Genomic DNA, 19810 nt, shown 5'->3' with positions numbered 1-19810 from the left:
GGATACCCTGTCAGGGCCAGCGCCAAAAGGCAAAACATTGGATATACCTTCAGGGTAACTTAATTACAAAAATAGAGCATTTTTGATAATTATGTGTTGAACATATCGAGATAAACTGCGAAATCGCAAATCGAATGAAGGGAATAAGCGTTTGTTAGCGCAACCATTGTGGCCGACTGTTGAGACAGCCGAAACAAGGGGTTAGGGACCTACGCGCTCCACTGAGGGAAATGAGAATGTCGAAGAATAAAGTCACCCGCGAAGAGGCTCTGGCCTTTCACCTGAACCCCACCCCCGGCAAGTTCGAGGTGACTGCGACCGTTCCCATGACCACACAGCGCGACCTGTCGCTGGCTTATTCGCCCGGTGTGGCCGTTCCCTGCGAAGAAATCGCTGCGAACCCCGAGGTCGCTTATGATTATACCACCAAGGGCAACCTTGTCGCTGTGATCTCGAACGGGACCGCAGTTCTAGGTCTGGGCAACCTTGGCGCGCTGGCGTCCAAGCCCGTGATGGAAGGCAAGTCGGTTTTGTTCAAACGCTTTGCCGACGTGAACTCGATCGATATCGAACTGGATACCGAAGATCCCGATGCGATCATCAACGCCGTGAAACTGATGGGCCCGACCTTTGGCGGCATCAACCTCGAAGACATCAAGGCGCCCGAATGCTTTATCATCGAGCAGCGCCTGAAAGAGGAGATGGACATCCCCGTCTTTCACGACGACCAGCACGGTACCGCCGTGATCTGTGCCGCCGGCCTGATCAACGCCCTGCACATCAGCGGCAAGAAGATCGAGGATGTGAAGATCGTTCTGAACGGCGCGGGCGCGGCGGGCATCGCCTGCATCGAGCTGCTGAAATCCATGGGTGCGCGTCACGAGAACTGCATCGTCTGTGACACCAAGGGCGTGATCTATCAGGGCCGCACCGAAGGCATGAACCAATGGAAATCGGCCCACGCGGTGAAAACCGATCTGCGCACGCTGGAAGAGGCGATGAACGGCGCGGACGTGTTCCTTGGCGTATCGGTCAAGGGCGCTGTGACCCCTGACATGGTGGCGTCCATGGCAGACAACCCCGTGATCTTTGCCATGGCGAACCCCGATCCCGAGATCACTCCGGAAGAGGCGCACGAAGTTCGCGTCGATGCAATCGTCGCCACCGGTCGCAGTGACTACCCGAACCAGGTGAACAACGTTCTGGGCTTCCCCTATCTGTTCCGCGGCGCGCTGGATATCAACGCCCGCGCCATCAACGACGAGATGAAGATCGCCTGCGCCGAAGCTCTGGCTGAACTGGCCCGCGAGGACGTTCCGGACGAAGTGGCGCTGGCCTATGGCCGCAACTTGTCGTTTGGTCGTGACTACATCATCCCGACCCCTTTCGACCCGCGTCTGATCTATCGCATTCCGCCCGCAGTGGCGAAGGCCGGTATGGACACCGGCGCGGCGCGTCGTCCGATCATCGACATGGACGCTTACGAGGTTTCGCTCAAGGGCCGCATGGACCCGACCGCCAGCATCCTGCGCGGCATCCACGCACGTGCCAAAGCCGCCCAAGCCCGCATGATCTTTGCCGAAGGTGACGATGTTCGCGTTCTGCGCGCCGCCGTGCAGTATCAGCGTTCGGGTCTGGGCAAAGCCTTGGTCGTTGGCCGCGAAGCAGACGTGAAGGAAAAGCTCGAAGCCGCAGGCATGGGCGATGCCGTTCGCGAACTGGAAATCGTGAACGCGGCGAACACCCGTCACCTTGAGACCTACAAAGAGTTCCTGTACGAGCGCCTGAAGCGCAAAGGTTACGACCGTCATGACATCCACCGCCTTGCGGCGCGTGATCGTCACGTGTTCTCGGCTCTGATGCTGGCGCACGGTCATGGCGACGGTCTGGTGACTGGCGCGACCCGCAAATCGGCGCACGTGCTTGAGCTGATCAACCACGTGTTCGATGCAGATGCGAAGCACGGCGCGGCTGGTATTACCGCCTTGCTGCGCAACGGTAAAATCGTTCTGATCGGTGACACGCTCGTGCACGAATGGCCCGAAGCCAGCGATCTGGCTGACATTGCAGAGCGCGGTGCAGGCGTGGCCCGTCACCTTGGCCTCGAGCCCCGCGTGGCGTTCGTCAGCTTCTCGACCTTTGGCTATCCGCGGTCGGAACGTGCAGAGAAGATGGCGTTGGCGCCCAAAGTGCTTGAAGAGCGCGGCGTGGACTTCGAATTCGAAGGCGAGATGACCGTGGACGTCGCGCTGAATCCGAAATCAGCAGAGGCTTATCCCTTTAGCCGTCTGTCGGGGCCAGCGAACATTCTGGTCGTGCCTGCCCGTCACTCGGCTAGCATCTCGGTCAAATTGATGCAGGAAATGGGTGGCGCGACTGTGATCGGCCCGATCCTGACCGGCGTTGATCAGTCGATCCAAATCTGCTCGACCAACATGACAGAGACCGACATCCTGAACATGGCGCTTCTGGCGGCTTGCAAAGTCGGCTAAGTTAGAAACATAGCGCAAACCATTGTAAAACGCCCCTCGCGGGCGTTTTATGCGTTTCAGATCATTGCTTCAGGGGGCGCATATGACCGTTTTCAATCTTGGATCGATCAACGCGGACTACACCTATCAAGTCCCGCACCTGCCCCAACCGGGCGAAACGCTGGCGGCCAGTTCTGTAACACGCGGTCTAGGGGGCAAGGGCGCAAATATGTCAGTGGCCTGCGCCCGCGCAGCTGGGCGCGTGTTTCACATCGGTGCTATCGGCGAGGATGGCACGTGGGCGACGGACCGTTTGCTGGAATACGGGGTCGACACGCGTCACGTCTCGACACTGGACGTGCCAACCGGGCACGCAATCATCTCTGTCGATCCTGAGGGTGAAAACAGTATCCTGATCCTGCCCGGCGCGAATATTGAGATCACGGAAAAGATGATTGCTGCTGCAATCTGCGAAGGCGGGCCGCAAGACTGGCTGTTGATGCAGAACGAAACCAACGGCTTGCAAGAGGCGACCGATATGGCAAAGCAGGTGGGTATGAAAATCGCCTATGCTGCGGCGCCTTTCGTGGCCAAAGATGCTGCGCAGATTGCGCCGCGTGCTGATCTGCTGTTCCTGAACGAGATTGAAGCGCAGCAGTTGCAGGACGAGATGAACACCACGCTTTCGAGCCTGCCGATCGCCGATATAATCGTGACCAAGGGCGGCAAAGGCTGCGCATGGCATCATGGCGACGAGGTCACTGAATTCCCGAGCTATCCGGCCGACGTTGTGGATACCACTGGCGCGGGTGACACCTTTACCGGCTATGTTCTGGCAAGTCTGGACCGTGGAATGACTATTCCGCAGGCAATCGATTTGGCGCAGCGCGCTGCTTCGCTCATGGTGCAGCGTTTGGGGACAGCAGATGTTATTCCTGATCTCAAAGAGGTTCAGGACGCCTCTTTCGGGTCCAGCCAAAGCTGATCAGATCGTTTCGGTCTGACCTCTGTTCGATTCATCATGTACAGCCACTTGCCTTCGTCAGGAGGCAAGATCAGTCTGCGGCCAAACCGATATGGAAAAGGCGCGCAGAATGACCGATACAGACCACGTCTCGACCCACCAATCGCAGGACGACCCTCGCAACGAAGAGATCCTGATCTACGTGAATGGCGCCTTAAAGCCCAAGGCCGAGGCGCTGATCAGTGTCTACGACAGCGGCTTCATGCTTGGGGACGGCATTTGGGAAGGTCTGCGCCTGTACAATGGCAAGTGGGCCTTCGTGGATGATCATTTGGACCGCCTGTTCGAGGCGTCGCTCGCCATTGATCTCGATATCGGAATGACGCGGGCCGAGGTTTTCGCAGCTCTGGAAGAAACGCGCTCCGCAAACAACATGCACACCGATGCCCATGCGCGCTTGATGGTGACACGGGGGATCAAGACGCGCCCGTTTCAGCACCCATCGCTGTCCCAGCAGGGGCCCACTGTGGTGATCATCATGGAGCATTCGCAGCCCAAAATTCCGCGTCCCATCCGTCTGGCGACAGTCCCGCATCAGCGCGGGTTGCCGATGACCCAAGACCCGAAACTCAACAGCCATTCCAAGCTGAATTGCATTCTCGCCTGTATCGCGGCGGAAAAGGCAGGCGCGGACGAGGCGCTGATGCTGGACGTCCATGGATTCGTCAACACCACGAACGCCTGCAACTTCTTCATCGTCCGCAAGGGAGAGGTTTGGACCAGTACGGGTGACTACTGCATGAACGGCATTACCCGTGCCAAGGTTATTCAGGTCTGCCGAGAGGCGGGTATCCCTGTGTTCGAACGCAATTACAGCCTCGTGGACACATATGGTGCGGATGAGGCTTTCCTGACCGGGACTTTTGGCGCGCAGACGCCTGTTGGGTCGATTGATGGGCGCCAAATCGGTTCGGGCGAGATGGGTCCGATGACCCAGCGCATCCGAGACCTCTACAAAGCTTTGGTCGCCAAGGAGGCGGGCGAATGAGGCTCGCTGTCTGGTCAGGCCCCCGCAATCTGTCCACCGCGATGATGTACGCTTTTGGCCACCGAGAGGATTTTACCGCTGTGGATGAACCGTTTTATGCCGCGTATCTGGCGAAAACGGGTTTGATCCATCCGATGGGGGACCAGATCATTTCCAGCCAGCCCACCGATCCCGATCAGGTCATTGCTGGCCTACTGGCCCCGACGGCAAAGCCGCACGTCTATCACAAGCATATGTCGCAGCACATGATAGACGGCATTCCGAGGGAATTCATCGAAGAGTGCACCAACGTGTTTCTGATCCGCCATCCTGCGCGGGTCGTTGCGAGCTTTTCCGCGAAGTATGACAACGTGACGCTAGACAGCATCGGGTTCGTTCAGCAGCACGAACTGTGCAACCAGCTGATGGCTAAAGGGATCGCACCGGTGGTTATCGACAGTGCTGACATCCGCCGTGCGCCAGAGGCGGGGCTGCGCGCGATGTGTGATGCGGTTGGGTTGGAATTTGACCCATCTATGTTGCATTGGCCCGCCGGTCCGCATCCCGACGATGGCGTTTGGGCAGCGCACTGGTACGGCGCTGTGCATCAATCGACAGGTTTTGCCGGTGCCGAGGGTCCGCTGCCTGATGTCCCCGAAGCTTTGCAGCCTCTTGTAGATGGGGCCATGCCGCACTACGAAGAGATGCAGAAGATGGCGCTCTCTTTTACGTGATCTGTCGTGAACACTTTCGATGCGTCCAAATGATCGTTCCCGGGCGTAACCCTATCAGAAAGAGGGCAAAGAGTGCTCTCTCTGAACCGGGAGGATTTTTCCTTGAAGACTTTTTTGATTGCAGCCGCCGCAGCCTCGATTACTGCGACAACCGCATTTGCAGCGGGCCACGGCATGGCTCCCATGGTTGACGCCGCAGACCAGTCCGTTTCGAACGGTGTTGTCTCGGCCTCCAAAGTCATGGCGCCTGCGAATGGCTGGATGGTTGTTCACCGCACTGACTCGGAAATGAAGCCCGGCCCCGTCGTCGGCTACGCCCCCCTGCGCGAAGGTGAGAACACCGACGTTGCAGCGATCCTGCAAGAAGATGTCGCGACTGGCGATATGCTGATGCTGATGGTCCACGGCGAAGACGGTGGCATGTCGACCGGTGTGTTTGAATACACCCTTGGCGCCAAAGAAGATGGTCCGATCAAAGTCGACGATGCACTGGTTATGAAGGTTATCACTGCACAATAACCGCCACTTGATTAGGCGAACTGGGCCCGCTTTGGCGGGCCCTTTTTTCATTTCAGGAACTTGGCCAGTTCCATTGCTGCGGACGGATTACCGCTAACTTTCATTTTACCCATCATGACACCAGTCATCGGGTTCAGTTGGCCCTTGAGCAGCTTTTTCAGGTTTTCGAGCGAGATTTTGATGGTGCATTCCGCGGGGCGGTCCTCCATCGCGACCTCTTGGCGGTCCAGCACCATGATGCCGTCCGCACCGCAGTCGATCTTTAGGCTTTTTTCATTGGTACTGGTGGCCAGAACGGGCGCGACGCGGTCCGCAATGTCTTGGAGCGTTGTGCTCATTGGGAAACCTCTAAACTGATGAGTTCAGAAAAAGAAATGGCCCGCCAAAGCGAGCCAAATCAAGACTGACGGTGCGTCCTGCACTTACGATTTGTTGCGGCGCTTGCGGGCGGCCAGCAGTTTCAGACGCAGCGCATTCAACTGGATGAAGCCTGCCGCGTCCTTCTGATCGTAGGCGCCTGCATCCTCTTCAAAGGTCACGTGCGCTTCGGAGTAGAGGCTGTTGTCCGACCAGCGGCCGACAGTACGCACAGAACCTTTGTACAGCTTCAGACGCACGGTGCCGTCGACATGCTCTTGGCTCTTGTCGATGGCCGCCTGCAGCATTTCACGCTCGGGCGAGTACCAGAAGCCGTTGTAGATCAGCTCTGCATAACGGGGCATCAACTCGTCCTTCAGGTGGGCTGCGCCGCGATCCAGAGTGATCTGTTCGATACCGCGGTGTGCCTCGAGCAGGACGGTACCACCGGGCGTCTCGTAGATGCCGCGCGACTTCATGCCAACAAAGCGACCCTCGACCAGGTCCAGACGGCCGATGCCATGCTTGCCACCCAGTTCGTTCAGTTTGGTCAGGATGGTTGCGGGGCTCATCGCCTCGCCGTTGATGCTGACTGCGTCGCCCTTCTCGAAACCAACTTCGATGAACTCGGGTTCATTGGGGGCGTCCTCGGGGTGGACGGTGCGCTGATAGACGTAATCAGGTGCTTCGACTGCGGGGTCTTCCAAAACCTTGCCCTCGGACGAGGTGTGCAGAAGGTTCGCGTCAACCGAGAAGGGCGCTTCGCCGCGCTTGTCCTTTGCGATCGGGATCTGGTGCTTTTCAGCGAACTCGATCAGCTTGGTCCGGCTGGACAGGTCCCACTCACGCCAGGGCGCAATTACCTTGATGTCGGGGTTCAGCGCGTAGGCGGCCAGTTCGAAACGAACTTGGTCGTTGCCCTTGCCGGTTGCGCCGTGTGCGACGGCGTCAGCGCCGGTCTCGGCTGCGATCTCGACCAGACGCTTCGAAATCAGCGGACGCGCGATCGAGGTGCCCAGAAGGTACAGGCCTTCGTAGACCGCATTTGCGCGGAACATGGGGAAGACAAAGTCACGAACGAACTCTTCGCGGACATCTTCGATGTAGATGTTTTCAGGCTTGATCCCCAGAAGCTCGGCTTTCTTGCGAGCAGGTTCCAGCTCTTCGCCCTGACCAAGGTCAGCGGTAAAGGTCACGACTTCGCAGCCGTATTCGGTCTGGAGCCATTTCAGGATGATCGAGGTATCAAGGCCACCGGAATAGGCCAGGACGACTTTTTTGGGCGCGGACATGAAGAATTCCCCTTTAATCGGACAATGGGCCGATAGCGGGTTTTCTGCGCGGGGGCAAGTTGAGCCGCTAGAATCCTGTGTTTTCCGGTCTACTGCGCGCGGAAATCGTGCGTGAAGTTGTTGACCGGCCAGATGATCCACGCGATTCAAGGCACAGACTTCTAGTTAAGGGTGAGCATATGACGGCTTGGATGTTGTTTCGACACGCGGTGCTGATAGTGGCGCGCAACTGGCGCGAGGCGCTGAAAATCTCTGGCGTGCTCTACCTGATAATCGCTGTGTTCGATTTGTCGATCTCGAGCCAGATGCCCCAAGGCGGCATGGGTAACGGGATGGCTCATGGTGAATTCGGGATGTCTCCGACAAACATGCTGCTGTCGATCGTGCTGATTGCGGCCTACATCATTATCAGCATGTGGATCGCCGTCGCGTGGCACCGCTATGTTCTGCTCGAAGAGATGCCGAGCGGTTGGTTGCCCACGTGGAACGCCCCAGCTGTGGGCCGATACTTTGGCAAATCTCTGCTGATCATGGCGATTGTGATTGCAGCGGCTCTGTGTGTTGGTCTGTCCGTCACAATAACTGCAGTTTTTGCCCCCCCGATCGCCGTGTTTTTTGGTTTAGCGGGCATGCTGTTTGTCGGCGCACTGTTCTATCGTCTTTGCCCTATCCTGCCTGCGGTAGCCGTGGGCGAGTCGCTGTCCATTCGCGACGCATGGCACCAGACGCGCGGGCTATTCAGCTCGATCATCCTGCTGGTTCTGCTGCAGTTCATGTTGATGCTGGCGATCCAAATTCCAGTGGTTCTGATCGGATCGCTGATCCCGTTCCTTGGTCTGTTGGCACAAATTGCGGCCAGCTGGTTCCTAACGCTCGTGACAGTCAGTCTGTTGACCACGTTCTACGGTCACTTTGTCCAAGAGCGCCCTCTGGCAGATTGACGCCTTGCGCGGGATCGGCGGTTGAGCCACAGATATCGGCATGACCGATTTTCGCACTCTGGCCCAAGCCGCCGAAGCCGCCATGCGCGAGGTGTTCCCCGCAACACCCTTGCTCCGTAACGATTACCTCTCCAAGCGCTACGACGCCGATATCTGGCTTAAGCGCGAGGATCTGAGCCCTGTCCGCAGTTACAAGATCCGCGGCGCGCTAAATTCGATGCGCAAGGTCTTGGCGGACAATCCCGACAGCAACGTGTTTGTCTGCGCGAGTGCGGGGAATCATGCGCAGGGCGTGGCCTACATGTGCCGTCATTTCGGGGTCAAAGGCGTGATCTACATGCCTGTGACCACCCCACAGCAGAAAATCATGAAAACGCGGACCTTTGGCGGGGATGCGGTCGAGATCCGGCTGATCGGGGATTATTTCGACGACACTTTGGCCGCAGCGCAGGCTTATTGCACCGAGGCAGGTGCGCATTTCCTGTCACCCTTTGACGATCCCGACGTGATCGAGGGACAGGCCAGTGTGGCAGTTGAGATCGAGAAAGCCTTGGGTCGCGCGCCGGATCAAATCGTGCTGCCTGTGGGCGGAGGCGGTTTGTCTTCGGGTGTGTACAACTATTTTGGCGATAGCACGGATTACAGCTTGGTCGAGCCTCTGGGCGGTATGAGCTTGAGCGAAGCGCTCAAAGCGGGCCGCCCGATGAAGCTGAAACGTGTGGACAGTTTTGTGGACGGCGCAGCGGTAGCCCAGATCGGGGCCAAGCCCTTTGAGATTTTGAAGAATCTGCCGGTGAACAAAGTCTTTGCTGCGCCAGAGGATCGGATCTGCGTTACCATCCTCGATATGTTGAATGTCGAAGGGGTCGTGCTGGAGCCCGCCGGCGCCTTGGCGATCGACGTTCTAGCGGACATTCGAGATCAGATTCGCGGAAAGACGGTGGTCTGTGTCGCCTCGGGTGGAAACTTTGATTTCGAGCGCCTGCCAGAGGTCAAAGAGCGGGCGCAGCGCTATTCGGGCGTGAAGAAGTACTTCATTCTGCGACTGCCCCAGCGCCCAGGTGCCTTGAAAGAGTTCTTGAACCTCTTGGGCCCCAAGGACGATATCGCGCGTTTCGAGTACCTGAAGAAGTCAGCGCGCAACTTTGGTTCAGTGCTGATCGGGATCGAGACAGATGATGCACGCAACTTCGCTGGGTTCTTCGCCAAGTTGGATGCCGCAGGATTTGTCTATACAGACATCACGAACGACGATCTGCTCGCGCAGTTCCTGATTTGATCAGGCAGCGCCCTTAACGAGGGCGCTGTTCAAAAACTGTTCTTTAGAAGCATCGTAGGTCGAAACGACCTGGCCAATGTCCACCGTTTCGGGTTTGCCAGCTCGCGCGGCAATTTCGCCTTGTTGGCACAGGCGGGACAATTCCGCGAAGCCAAGGTTGAGCGCGCTGCCTTTGAGGAAGTGCAAATCTTCGCCCAAAGTATCCATGTTCGGGGATGTGCGCAGGGTGTCGATCGAGGAATCTACCTCTGAAACGAACATTTCCGCCACTTCGGCAAAATCCTCGGCTCCGATCTCGTCGCGCAGTTCTTTGATGCGATCCCAATCAATCATTTATAGTTGCCCCTATACACCTGTTCCAAAGCTGGCACGACGTCTCTTACTTTCAAGTAAATAATCGACCCAAACCCGCAGAATTTTACGTTTTACCTCTGATTAAGACGGCTCTGCGAGTGCTGAGTCCTGTGGGTAATGGGACAACCGATATGATTTCAGATGATCGCCCCTTGGGCACATCGCAGGGTAGCATGGGCCGTCCGTTCAAAATCCTTGTGGTGGACGACAGCGCGTTGCAGCGGCGCATCCTGCGAGTGATGCTGACAAAACGCGGATACGAGGTGTCAGAGGCAGAGTGTGGTGCGACCGCGCTACGGATGTGCGCCGCAGACTCGCCGGATATTATTTTGAGTGATTGGATGATGCCAGGCATGGACGGTATCGAGTTTTGCCGCGCGTTTCGGCAGATGTCAGCAGACCGCTACGGATATTTTATTCTGCTGACATCGCGCAGCGAAAAGGGCGCAGTTGCCGAGGGACTGAACTGTGGTGCCGATGACTTTTTGACCAAGCCCGTCAATATCGAGGAGCTGGAGTCGCGTCTTTTGGCCGGAGAGCGCATCTTGCAGATGCAAGAGCAACTGCGGGAGAACAATTCTCGTCTGTGCTCTGCGCTAAGTGAGCTTAAGGGGCTCTATGAAGCGCAAGAGCAGGAACTCACTGAGGCGCGCCAGTTGCAGCAGTCACTGGTCCCAGAGAGATTCAAGGACTTTGGGGTTGGACAAATTGCCTTGATGCTGCGGCCTTCGGGGCATGTTGGCGGTGATCTGGTTGGTTTTGTGCCGTCCGGTCCCGAGCAAGTCCTGATGTACGCGATTGATGTTTCGGGGCATGGGATCAGCAGTGCGCTGATGACGGCGCGGCTTGCAGCGTACCTCTCGCCGGGGCATCTGGGGTCAAACGTCGCCTTCGAAAGGACCTCAGAGGGATATCGTCCATGTGCCCCGCACATCGCCGTTGCACGCCTGAATGAGCGTCTGCTCAAGGAAATATGCACGGATCATTACGCTACAATGGTTCTGGCGCATATGGATCTGCGGACCGGTGCCTTGTCGCTCTGTCAGGCTGGACACCCTCATCCCATCGTATTGCGCGCCAGCGGACAAACAGAATTTTTGGGCGAAGGCGGGATGCCCGTTGGGCTCATTTCAGGCGCAGAATACGAGACTGTGGAGACGACCTTGGCGCCCGGCGACCGATTGTGGATTTTGTCTGACGGAATTTCCGAGAGCGAGGATGCCACAGGGGTTATGCTCGGAGAGCAAGAGACAAGCACGATTCTGGGTGACCTAGCGGATCATGGGCCACGGGCGGCGCTTGATGCGCTTATGTGGCATCTCGCCGACCGCACAGGTACCGAAGATTTCGAGGACGATATCTCTGCAATCCTCTGGCACGTCTCGGGATCACAAAGTGGCCAGAACCCGATCGAGGAAGAACCGATCCCCGCTGTTGGCCAGTAGCGCTGGAGCCTCGGCCAAGGGCAGCCAAAACGCGAAATGCCCATCTTCGGTCGGGGGCCCGACGCGTTGGGTTGGACGTGCAACGTAGATCGAGCAGATTTTTTCGGCGTGGATGTCGTAGTCGGGCATGTAGCAGAACCGCTTGTACGTCCCGATTTTCTGAGGGGTCGAGATTTTCCAACCGGTTTCTTCGTAAACTTCGCGGTGTAGGGCAGGGATCGCGGTTTCGCCCGCGTCGATCCCGCCGCCGGGCAGCTGAAATTCTGGCTCTGGGCTTTGTTGAAATGTCAGCAGAATTTGCCCGTCGCGGATCAGGATCGCATAAGCTCCGGGGCGTCTGGTGTAAGCAACAGTCAGGTCGCGGGGCTCGCCAAATCTACGCATTTCAAATCCATGTGTTTTTGCAAATCGGGGATGCATCAGGACCATCCCTCTTGGACAGACGCTTGTAGCCCTTATATGGGCGCGGTATGCCATCCCCCAAGCGCGTAAGGATACCCCGAAATGATTGCAAACAAAATCGCATGGGACGACACGGTATTGCCGTTCCAGTTGGACAACGCTGATGTCCGTGGCCGTGTCGCCCGTTTGGACGGCGTTCTCGATGGCATTCTGAAACAGCACAACTACCCACCTGTGGTCGAAGCCTTGGTCGCGGAGATGGCGTGTCTGACCGCTTTGATCGGCCAGACCATCAAACTGCGCTGGAAACTGTCTCTGCAGGTGCAGTCCAAGGGTCCCGTGCGGATGATCGCGACGGATTATTATGGTCCGACAGAAGAGGGCGAGCCTGCACGCATTCGTGCCTATGCCAGCTATGACGAAGATCGGATCGATAACGCCTTGGCGCCGATTGATCACATCGGGCAGGGCTACTTTGCCGTTCTGATTGACCAAGGCCCCGATATGCAGCCTTACCAAGGCATTGCTCCCTTGAACACGACTTCGCTGTCTGCGGCCGCCGAAGGGTACTTTGCCCAGTCTGAACAGCTGCCGACCCGCTTTTCGATTAACTTTGGCCGTTCGGTCGAACCCGGAGGTCGTGGCGAGTATTGGCGTGCTGGCGGCGTGATGCTGCAGCACATGCCCAAAGCGTCGCCCTTTGCCAGTGGCGAAGGCGGCTCGGGCGAAGGCGGCACCCTGACGGCCAACGATCTGGTCCACGGGGACGACGAAGAGAACTGGAACCGCGCGAACATCCTTCTCGACAGTGTCGAAGAGATGGAACTGATCGGCCCGACTGTTTCGCCCACCGATCTTCTGATCCGACTGTTCCACGAAGAGCAGCCGCGCGTGTTTGACTCTCAGGTCGTGAAGTTTGGGTGCACCTGCTCTGAGGAACGCGTGCGTCAAACCCTGTCGATCTATTCGGCCAAGGATCTGACACACATGCTGACAGACGATGGCCGGATCACTGCGGACTGCCAGTTCTGCGGCGCGCATTACGATCTGGACCCCGCGACAGTCGGCAAGGATGCGGTGCAGCCCGAAGGCGGCTCTGATGAGCAGCAGGACTGATCTGATCACAACATTGACGGCGGCGTTGGCCAAAGAGGCCGCGCCGTCCTCTGATTTCGACCTCAACCCAGAGGTCGTCTTGCCCGAAGGTCGCAAACTGCGCCCCGCCGCCGTTTTGCTCGCGTTCGAGGCGTCTCCTTCGGGTGCACGGCTTTGGCTGACCAAGCGGTCCTCGGCCCTAAAACACCATCCCGGTCAGATCGCAGCCCCTGGGGGCAAGCAGGACGAAACAGATGCCGATCTTGTCGCCACTGCTCTGCGTGAGGCGCACGAAGAAATCGGATTGCCTCGGAACTCTGTCGAGGTTTTGGGCGCGCTGCCCCCGCACGAGACCGTGACAGGGTTTACCATGACGCCAATTATCGGAGTGCTAAGAAGCGGGTTCACTCCGGTGCCCGAACTGGGCGAAGTGGCAGAGGTTTTCCACGTGCCAATGCAGCACGTGACCAATCCCGAGAATTTCATGGTCCATGGTCGACGTTGGCGCGGGTCTCGCCGCTATTACTTTGCCGTACCCTACGGGCCCTATTATATCTGGGGCGCGACAGCGCGCGTTCTGCGCGGCTTGGCGGAGCGTTTCACATGAAACTTTCCGGCGCGTGGCTAGAGCGTCCCGCGACCCAAGCGGTGTGCGCGATGTTGGTTGAGGCCGGCTATCAGGCATGGTTCGTCGGAGGCTGTGTCCGCAACGCTCTGATCAATGCGCCGGTGGATGACATCGACATTTGCACCGATGCGCGACCCGAAACCGTCATGGAACTGGCGCAGAAGGCAGGGCTCAAGCCTGTCCCCACCGGTATTGAACACGGCACCATCACAGTTGTTTCCGATGGGATCGGTCACGAGGTCACGACCTTTCGCCGCGATGTCGAGACCTTTGGCCGTCATGCGGTCGTCGCTTTTGCTGACACAATGGACGATGACGCCGCGCGCCGCGATTTTACGATGAACGCGCTTTATGCGGATCGGAAAGGCGTGATCGCGGACCCCTTGGGCGGATTGCCAGATTTAAAAGCGCGGCACGTTCGGTTCATTGGTGACCCGTATCAGCGCATCCAAGAGGACTACCTGCGCATCTTGCGCTTCTTCCGCTTTACGGCGTGGTACGGGAATCCAGATTTGGGAATCGACCCTGACGGCTTGGCGGCCTGTGCCGAACTGTCTGACGGAATCTTGAAATTGGCGGCGGAGCGGCTTGGCGCTGAGATGCGCAAACTGTTGACGGCAGCGGAGCCGACACGCGCAGTCGCGGCAATGGCGCAATCTGGTGTGCTGATGCAAGTTTTGCCAGGCGCGGATGCGACCGCGTTAGGGCCGCTCGTCCATCTGGAGGCCGAGGCAGGGTTGGCCCCCGATCCGATGCTCCGTCTCGCATCGCTGGGAAATTGCGAGGCGGCCACCCGCTTGCGCTTGTCCAAGGCCGAGGCGCGAGCCCTCGCTGAATTGCGGGACTCCGCGACAGAGGGCGCACCAGCACACGAAATCGGATATCGCTTGGGCGCAGAGCGGGGCCTGCAGACGATGATTTTGCGGGCGGCGCTCATGGGGGTGCCGATGACGGATGGCCCCGCCGTCGCCGCAGGCGCCGCAGCCAAATTCCCTGTCAAAGCGGCTGATTTGATGCCTGCCTATAAGGGCGCACAACTAGGTCTGCGTCTGAAGCAACTTGAAAAACGCTGGATAGAGGCGCAATTTTCGCTCACGCGCGAAGAGCTCTTGAACAGCCCCGAATAATCGACATGTGACCATCAACTTTGGGCGCTACATCCTCGCATAACAGCAAGGCGGTGACCCGATGATGCGGTTTTTTGAAAAACTCGTAGATCCCTATGCTCCGTATACGGAGCCTGACCAGCCCCCACGGAGGGTGCGGGATTACCTGTGGTGGCTGTCTGGGCCGTTTAGGGCGGTGTTCGCATGGGCCGCGCTGACGGCGATCATTGTGGCGGGGGTCGAGGTCTGGCTGATCTATTATATGGGGCATCTCGTAGATGCGCTGTCCGGTGATCCCGCCACGTTTTGGCAGACCCAAGGGCTGCAAGTCTTGGCGGTCGCGGCCTTTATTCTGATCCTTCGGCCCCTGCTTCAGTTTCTGGACGTCGCGCTGCTGAACAATGCGATCCTGCCGAATTTCGGGACTGCCTTTCGGTGGCGGGCGCACAAGCATGTTTTGCGCCAGTCGGTCGGCTGGTTCGAGAATGATTTCGCGGGCCGGATTGCGGGCCGGATCATGCAGGCACCCCCCGCGGCGGGCGAGGCTGTTTTCCAGATCTTTGATGCGATCGCGTTTGCATTGGCATATGTTGTCGGTGCAGCGATCCTGTTGGCTGACAGTGATGGCCGTTTGGTGTTGCCACTTCTGGCGTGGGTCGGGCTGTTTCTGCTACTGGTCCGCTGGGTGATGCGTCGGGTTGCGCCTGCGTCGAAATACTCTGCCGACATGCGCACGCGAATTTCGGGCCGCGTTGTGGACACCTACACAAACATCCAGTCGGTCAAGCTGTTCGCCCATCAGGATCAAGAACTCGACTACGCCAAAGAGGTGATCGAAGAAGGGCGACAAGCGTTTTTCAAAGAAATGCGGCTCTACACGCTCATGGATCTGATGCTGATGACCCTGAATGGCCTGCTGATCGTCGGGGTGGTCGGATGGGCGCTGTATTTATGGACGGTGGGATCCGCCTCGGTCGGGATCGTGGCAGCGGCGACGGCGTTAACCCTGCGGCTCAACGCGATGACGGGTTGGATCATGTGGGCGATCAGTAGTTTCTTCCAGCAACTCGGCGTCGTGGACGAAGGGCTGGAGACGATCGCGCAGCCACTAGCTTTGCGAGATGCGAAGGGTGCGCAGGACCTGCAAATGCACAGTGGCCGGATCGAGGTTCAATCCCTGAGCCATCACTACGGCAAAGGGCAGGGTGGCCTTGACCACGTGTCCCTTCAGATCAAAGCGGGAGAAAAGGTAGGGATCGTCGGCCGTTCGGGTGCGGGCAAATCGACCCTGATCAAGTTGCTCTTGCGGTTCTACGATATCGAAGGGGGGCGCATTCTGATCGACGGTCAGGATATCGCGCAGGTCACCCAAGACAGTCTGCGCCGACAAATCGGGATGGTCACGCAGGACAGCAGCCTGATGCACCGCTCGGTCCGCGACAACATTCTGTACGGGCGCCCCGATGCGACTGAAGAGCAGATGATTACGGCCGCGCAACGGGCCGAGGCGCATGAGTTTATTCTTGGCCTTCAGGATGCCGAAGGCCGCACCGGTTACGACGCCCACGTAGGCGAGCGCGGCGTAAAACTGTCAGGCGGTCAGCGCCAACGCATTGCTCTGGCTCGCGTCATCTTGAAGGATGCGCCGATCCTCGTGCTGGACGAAGCGACAAGCGCCCTAGATAGTGAGGTCGAAGCCGCCATCCAGAGCACGCTGTATCAGCTGATGGATGGCAAGACCGTGATCGCGATCGCACATCGGCTTTCGACAATTGCGCAAATGGACCGGATTATTGTTCTGGATCAGGGGCGTATCCATGAACAAGGCTCGCACGACGCGCTTCTGGCGCAAGGCGGGCTCTATGCCAGCCTCTGGGCGCGCCAATCGGGCGGGTTCCTAGCCAGCGATCCGAAGACAAAGGACAGTGAATGCTGAAATTATCTCAGTGGATCGATTCATTTAAACCCGCGGGTGGGCCGCCTCCCCGAACCTTGGGCGCGTTCATGAAGTGGGCGCTGGCCGGAGCGTGGCCTGCTGTATTCGGTGCGTTTGCGCTGTCCGCTTTGGCGGGCGCAACCGAGGCTGGGTCTGCTCTGGTTCTGGGGATGCTGGTCGACACGGCTGCAGCCTCTGGTGACATCTTCCAGCCGGTTAATTTAGCGGTTATCGCTGGTGCGCTCCTGTTTTTCTTGGCGTTGCGGCCGATCACGTTTGGTCTGTCGGCTGCGGCAAACAGTATTGTCATTCAGCCTAATGTCATGCCCTTGGTGCTCTCGCGCCTGAACCGCTGGGTGCTGGGGCAAGAGGTGTCATTCTTTGATGACGACTTCGCAGGGCGGCTGGCGCAAAAGCAGATGCAGACCGCCCGTGCCACGACCGAAGTGGTGTCAGAGTTTATCAACGTGGTGGCCTTTGCATTGGCATCCCTGTTCGGGTCGGTGGCCTTGTTAGGGGCCATAGACTGGCGCGTTGCCAGCCTGCTGACAGTCTGGCTGATCGGGTACTTTGCCCTGATCCGCTATTTCATCCCGCGCGTGCGGGCCATGTCTAAGGACCGCGCCAATGCGCGCGCGATGGTGACGGGGCAGGTGGTCGACACGATCACCAACGTAAAAACGGTCAAGCTCTTCGCCCACGACCATCACGAAGATCGGGCGGCCCTGTCGGCGATGGAAGTGTTTCGCGGCAAGGCGCTGGATATGGGGTACTTGTCTGCGAAATTCCGGTTGGTCCTGATGTCGTGGGCCGGTGTGCTCCCCGTCCTGCTGATTGGTGCGTCGCTGCTGCTGATGCGGTCGGGGCAGGCTTCGGCGGGGGATATTGCCGCGGCCGGGGCGATTTCACTGCGGATTGCGCAGATGACGGGCTGGGTCAGCTTCACGCTAATGGGCATGTACGGCAACATCGGCGAGGTTGAGGACGGCATTCGCACGCTGACCCCGCACCGCCGGATTGAGGATGCGCCTGACGCGCAAGACCTGTCTGTGACGGGCGGAGAAATCCGCATTGATGGCCTGAAATACGCCTACGGCCGTGAACGAGGCGGGGTGCAGGGAATCGATCTGACCATCAAAGCGGGCGAGAAGATTGGCGTTGTCGGGGCCTCTGGCGCGGGGAAATCAACGCTCGTGTCACTGCTATTGCGGCTTTACCAGCCCGAAGGCGGGCGCATTTTGATCGACGGTCAGGACATCTCGCACGTCACGCAGCAGAGCCTGCGCAGCCAGATCGGGATGGTCACGCAGGACACGGCGATGTTCAACCGGTCTGCCCGCGAGAACATCAAATATGGTCGCCCCGATGCCAGCGACGCTGAGATGAAGCTGGCTGCCGAAGCTGCCGAGGCGGATGGGTTTATTCAGCACCTACAGGACTTCGCAGGGCGCAAGGCCTATGACGCTTACCTTGGCGAGCGCGGGGTGAAGCTGTCGGGTGGTCAGCGCCAGCGAATTGCTCTGGCTCGGGCTATTCTCAAGGACGCGCCGATCCTGATTTTGGATGAGGCGACCAGTGCGCTGGATAGCGAGGTTGAGGCCTCGATCCAGAACGCTCTCGATCACGCGATGGAGGGCAAGACCGTTCTGGCGATTGCCCACCGCTTGTCGACCATCGCACGGATGGACCGGATCATCGTCATGGATGATGGCAAGGTGATCGAGCAAGGCTCCCACTCCGCATTGCTGGCCCGCAACGGGGCCTATGCGCGGCTTTGGGCGCGGCAGTCGGGCGGGTTCTTGGGGCTCGACGCGGCGGAATGAAAAACGCTGGCCTCTTAGCAGGGGCCAGCGTTTTAATGTCTTAGGCGGGTTTGAACAGGCCCTCGTCTTTGACCTGCGCCATGCCCTCGTCCAGCGATTGCCAAGCGCGCGCGATCAGCAGATCCACGTCCTCTTTGCTGATGACCAGCGGCGGAGAGATGATCATCCGGTCGCCCACATGGCGCATGATCAGGTTGTTCGCAAAACAGCGCTCGCGGACCATGTAGCCGACGGTGCCTGCATCCGCGGCAAAGGCGGCGCGGCTTTCCTTGTGCGGGGTCAGCGCGATTGAGCCCATCATGCCAACGATCTTGGCTTCGCCGACCATGGGATGTTCGGTCAGTCCCTCGAACTTTTCCTTCAGGTAGGGCGCGATCTCTTCGCGGGCGCGGGTCACGATGCCCTCTTCGTCCAGAATGCGCAGGTTTTCTAGCGCTACGGCACAGCTGACCGGATGGCCCGCATAGGTGTAGCCGTGGTTGAATTCGTCGCCGCCGACGACCTCGGCCACCTCGTCACAGACGATCGAGCCACCGATGGGCGCGTAGCCCGACGACAGACCTTTGGCGATGGTCATGATGTGAGGCTGGATGCCGACGGTCTCGCTGCCGAACCAGTTGCCGGTGCGGCCAAAGCCGCAGATGACCTCGTCTGCGATCAGCAGGATTTCGTACTTGTCGCAAATGCGCTTCAGCTCGGGCCAGTAGCTGTCTGGCGGCACGATCACGCCACCCGCGCCTTGGATCGGCTCGGCGATAAAGGCCGCGACGCGGTCCTCACCCAGCTCCAGAATGGCTTTTTCCAGCTGTTGTGCGCGTTCGATGCCGAAATCCTCGGGGGACATGTCGCCGCCCTCGGACCACCAGTTGGGTTGGTCGATGTGATGGACGTTCTGCACAACGCCGCCTTGGGCGTGCATCCCGCTCATGCCACCCAGCGACATCGCGCCAAGGGTCGAGCCGTGATACGCGTTCTTGCGGCTGATGATGATGTTCTTATTGGGCTTGCCCTTCTGCGCCCAATAAAAGCGCGCCATGCGGATGTTGGTGTCGTTCGCCTCGGACCCCGAACCGGCATAGAAGACGTGGTTCAGATCACCGGGTGCGAGTTCTGCCAAACGCTGTGACAGGGCAATGACCGGCACGTGTGTCGTTTGGAAGAAGGTGTTGTAGTAGGGCAGTTCCTTCATCTGGCGGTAGGCGGCTTCGGCCAGTTCGTCACGGCCATAGCCGATGTTGACGCACCACAGGCCCGCCATTGCATCCAGAATTTCCGCCCCTTCAGAGTCCCAAAGACGCGTTCCCTTGGCGCGGGTGATGACCCGCGCGCCCTTATCCGCAAAACCCGACTGGGTCGAAAAGGGGTGCATGTGGTGCGCTGCGTCCAGAGCCTGCAATTCGGCTGTGGGCATGTGGTTGGAAATCTCGACCATAACGA

At 58.7% G+C, this 19810-nt stretch carries 18 protein-coding genes; 13 read left to right on the top strand and 5 right to left on the bottom strand.

Annotated features, from left to right (window positions below; translation table 11 throughout):
- The first annotated feature begins 236 nt into the window (after positions 1-236).
- The 5 genes from N4A58_RS05360 to N4A58_RS05340 all read left to right on the top strand — a co-directional run bounded on the left by N4A58_RS05360 (position 237) and on the right by N4A58_RS05340 (position 5715).
- Positions 237-2492, top strand: coding sequence for an NADP-dependent malic enzyme (locus N4A58_RS05360; protein WP_293708271.1), 2256 nt, complete (start codon positions 237-239; stop codon positions 2490-2492).
- An 82-nt stretch (positions 2493-2574) separates the two neighbouring features.
- Positions 2575-3456 (top strand): ribokinase, encoded by an 882-nt coding sequence (locus N4A58_RS05355; RefSeq protein WP_293708270.1) that lies wholly within the window; start codon positions 2575-2577, stop codon positions 3454-3456.
- A gap of 109 nt (positions 3457-3565) precedes the next feature.
- Complete coding sequence (locus tag N4A58_RS05350) at positions 3566-4483, top strand: D-amino acid aminotransferase (protein ID WP_293708269.1); 918 nt, start codon at positions 3566-3568, stop codon at positions 4481-4483.
- The gene (locus tag N4A58_RS05345; RefSeq protein ID WP_293708268.1) at positions 4480-5196 is read left to right on the top strand and encodes an HAD family hydrolase; all 717 of its coding nucleotides are present in this window, start codon (positions 4480-4482) and stop codon (positions 5194-5196) included. Before N4A58_RS05350 ends, N4A58_RS05345 begins: the two co-directional genes overlap by 4 nt.
- 174 nt (positions 5197-5370) lie before the next feature.
- On the top strand, positions 5371-5715 hold the full coding sequence (locus N4A58_RS05340) for a hypothetical protein (RefSeq protein WP_245780448.1): 345 nt from the start codon (positions 5371-5373) through the stop codon (positions 5713-5715).
- 47 nt (positions 5716-5762) lie between these two features.
- Here the strand turns inward: N4A58_RS05340 and N4A58_RS05335 are convergent, their stop codons facing one another.
- Complete coding sequence (locus N4A58_RS05335) at positions 5763-6053, bottom strand: SCP2 sterol-binding domain-containing protein (protein ID WP_072708904.1); 291 nt, start codon at positions 6051-6053, stop codon at positions 5763-5765.
- A gap of 84 nt (positions 6054-6137) precedes the next feature.
- Positions 6138-7364 carry an argininosuccinate synthase gene (locus N4A58_RS05330; RefSeq protein WP_072708902.1) on the bottom strand — a complete coding sequence of 409 codons (1227 nt, stop codon included), beginning with the start codon at positions 7362-7364 and terminating at the stop codon, positions 6138-6140.
- Positions 7365-7555: 191 nt separating this feature from the next.
- On the opposite strand from N4A58_RS05330, the gene N4A58_RS05325 reads away from it, so the two are divergent.
- Both N4A58_RS05325 and ilvA read left to right on the top strand, forming a co-directional pair.
- Positions 7556-8305 (top strand): hypothetical protein, encoded by a 750-nt coding sequence (locus tag N4A58_RS05325; RefSeq protein ID WP_293708267.1) that lies wholly within the window; start codon positions 7556-7558, stop codon positions 8303-8305.
- Positions 8306-8345: 40 nt separating this feature from the next.
- Complete coding sequence (gene ilvA / locus N4A58_RS05320) at positions 8346-9584, top strand: threonine ammonia-lyase IlvA (RefSeq protein ID WP_293708266.1); 1239 nt, start codon at positions 8346-8348, stop codon at positions 9582-9584.
- Here the strand turns inward: ilvA and N4A58_RS05315 are convergent, their stop codons facing one another.
- Positions 9585-9917: an Hpt domain-containing protein gene (locus N4A58_RS05315; protein ID WP_293708265.1), complete on the bottom strand. Its 333-nt coding sequence runs from the start codon at positions 9915-9917 to the stop codon at positions 9585-9587.
- A gap of 152 nt (positions 9918-10069) precedes the next feature.
- Between N4A58_RS05315 and N4A58_RS05310 the strand changes: the two genes are divergently transcribed.
- Positions 10070-11383, top strand: a complete 1314-nt coding sequence (locus N4A58_RS05310) for a PP2C family protein-serine/threonine phosphatase (RefSeq protein WP_293708264.1) — start codon at positions 10070-10072, stop codon at positions 11381-11383.
- Here N4A58_RS05310 and N4A58_RS05305 read toward each other — a convergent pair.
- A complete protein-coding gene (locus N4A58_RS05305) occupies positions 11327-11767 on the bottom strand; it encodes an NUDIX hydrolase (protein WP_293708263.1) in 441 nt (146 codons plus the stop codon). The genes N4A58_RS05310 and N4A58_RS05305 overlap by 57 nt on opposite strands.
- Before the next feature lie 120 nt (positions 11768-11887).
- Between N4A58_RS05305 and N4A58_RS05300 the strand changes: the two genes are divergently transcribed.
- The 5 genes from N4A58_RS05300 to N4A58_RS05280 all read left to right on the top strand — a co-directional run bounded on the left by N4A58_RS05300 (position 11888) and on the right by N4A58_RS05280 (position 18373).
- Complete coding sequence (locus N4A58_RS05300) at positions 11888-12901, top strand: Hsp33 family molecular chaperone HslO (RefSeq protein ID WP_072708890.1); 1014 nt, start codon at positions 11888-11890, stop codon at positions 12899-12901.
- Positions 12885-13487, top strand: a complete 603-nt coding sequence (locus tag N4A58_RS05295; RefSeq protein WP_293708262.1) for a CoA pyrophosphatase — start codon at positions 12885-12887, stop codon at positions 13485-13487. Before N4A58_RS05300 ends, N4A58_RS05295 begins: the two co-directional genes overlap by 17 nt.
- Positions 13484-14635 carry a CCA tRNA nucleotidyltransferase gene (locus N4A58_RS05290; protein WP_293708261.1) on the top strand — a complete coding sequence of 384 codons (1152 nt, stop codon included), beginning with the start codon at positions 13484-13486 and terminating at the stop codon, positions 14633-14635. The genes N4A58_RS05295 and N4A58_RS05290 overlap by 4 nt, the downstream gene beginning before the upstream one ends.
- 61 nt (positions 14636-14696) lie before the next feature.
- A complete protein-coding gene (locus N4A58_RS05285) occupies positions 14697-16550 on the top strand; it encodes an ABC transporter ATP-binding protein (protein ID WP_293708260.1) in 1854 nt (617 codons plus the stop codon).
- On the top strand, positions 16547-18373 hold the full coding sequence (locus tag N4A58_RS05280) for an ABC transporter ATP-binding protein (protein ID WP_293708308.1): 1827 nt from the start codon (positions 16547-16549) through the stop codon (positions 18371-18373). The genes N4A58_RS05285 and N4A58_RS05280 overlap by 4 nt, the downstream gene beginning before the upstream one ends.
- A gap of 40 nt (positions 18374-18413) precedes the next feature.
- On the opposite strand, the gene N4A58_RS05275 is transcribed toward N4A58_RS05280, so the two are convergent.
- Positions 18414-19805, bottom strand: a complete 1392-nt coding sequence (locus tag N4A58_RS05275) for an aspartate aminotransferase family protein (RefSeq protein ID WP_293708259.1) — start codon at positions 19803-19805, stop codon at positions 18414-18416.
- Positions 19806-19810 lie beyond the last annotated feature (5 nt).

The organism is Donghicola sp. (genome assembly GCF_025210255.1).
GTDB lineage: Bacteria > Pseudomonadota > Alphaproteobacteria > Rhodobacterales > Rhodobacteraceae > Donghicola > Donghicola eburneus.
The sequence above is the reverse complement of the archived record's forward strand: the minus strand, read 5'-3'. Positions and strand labels throughout refer to the sequence as shown.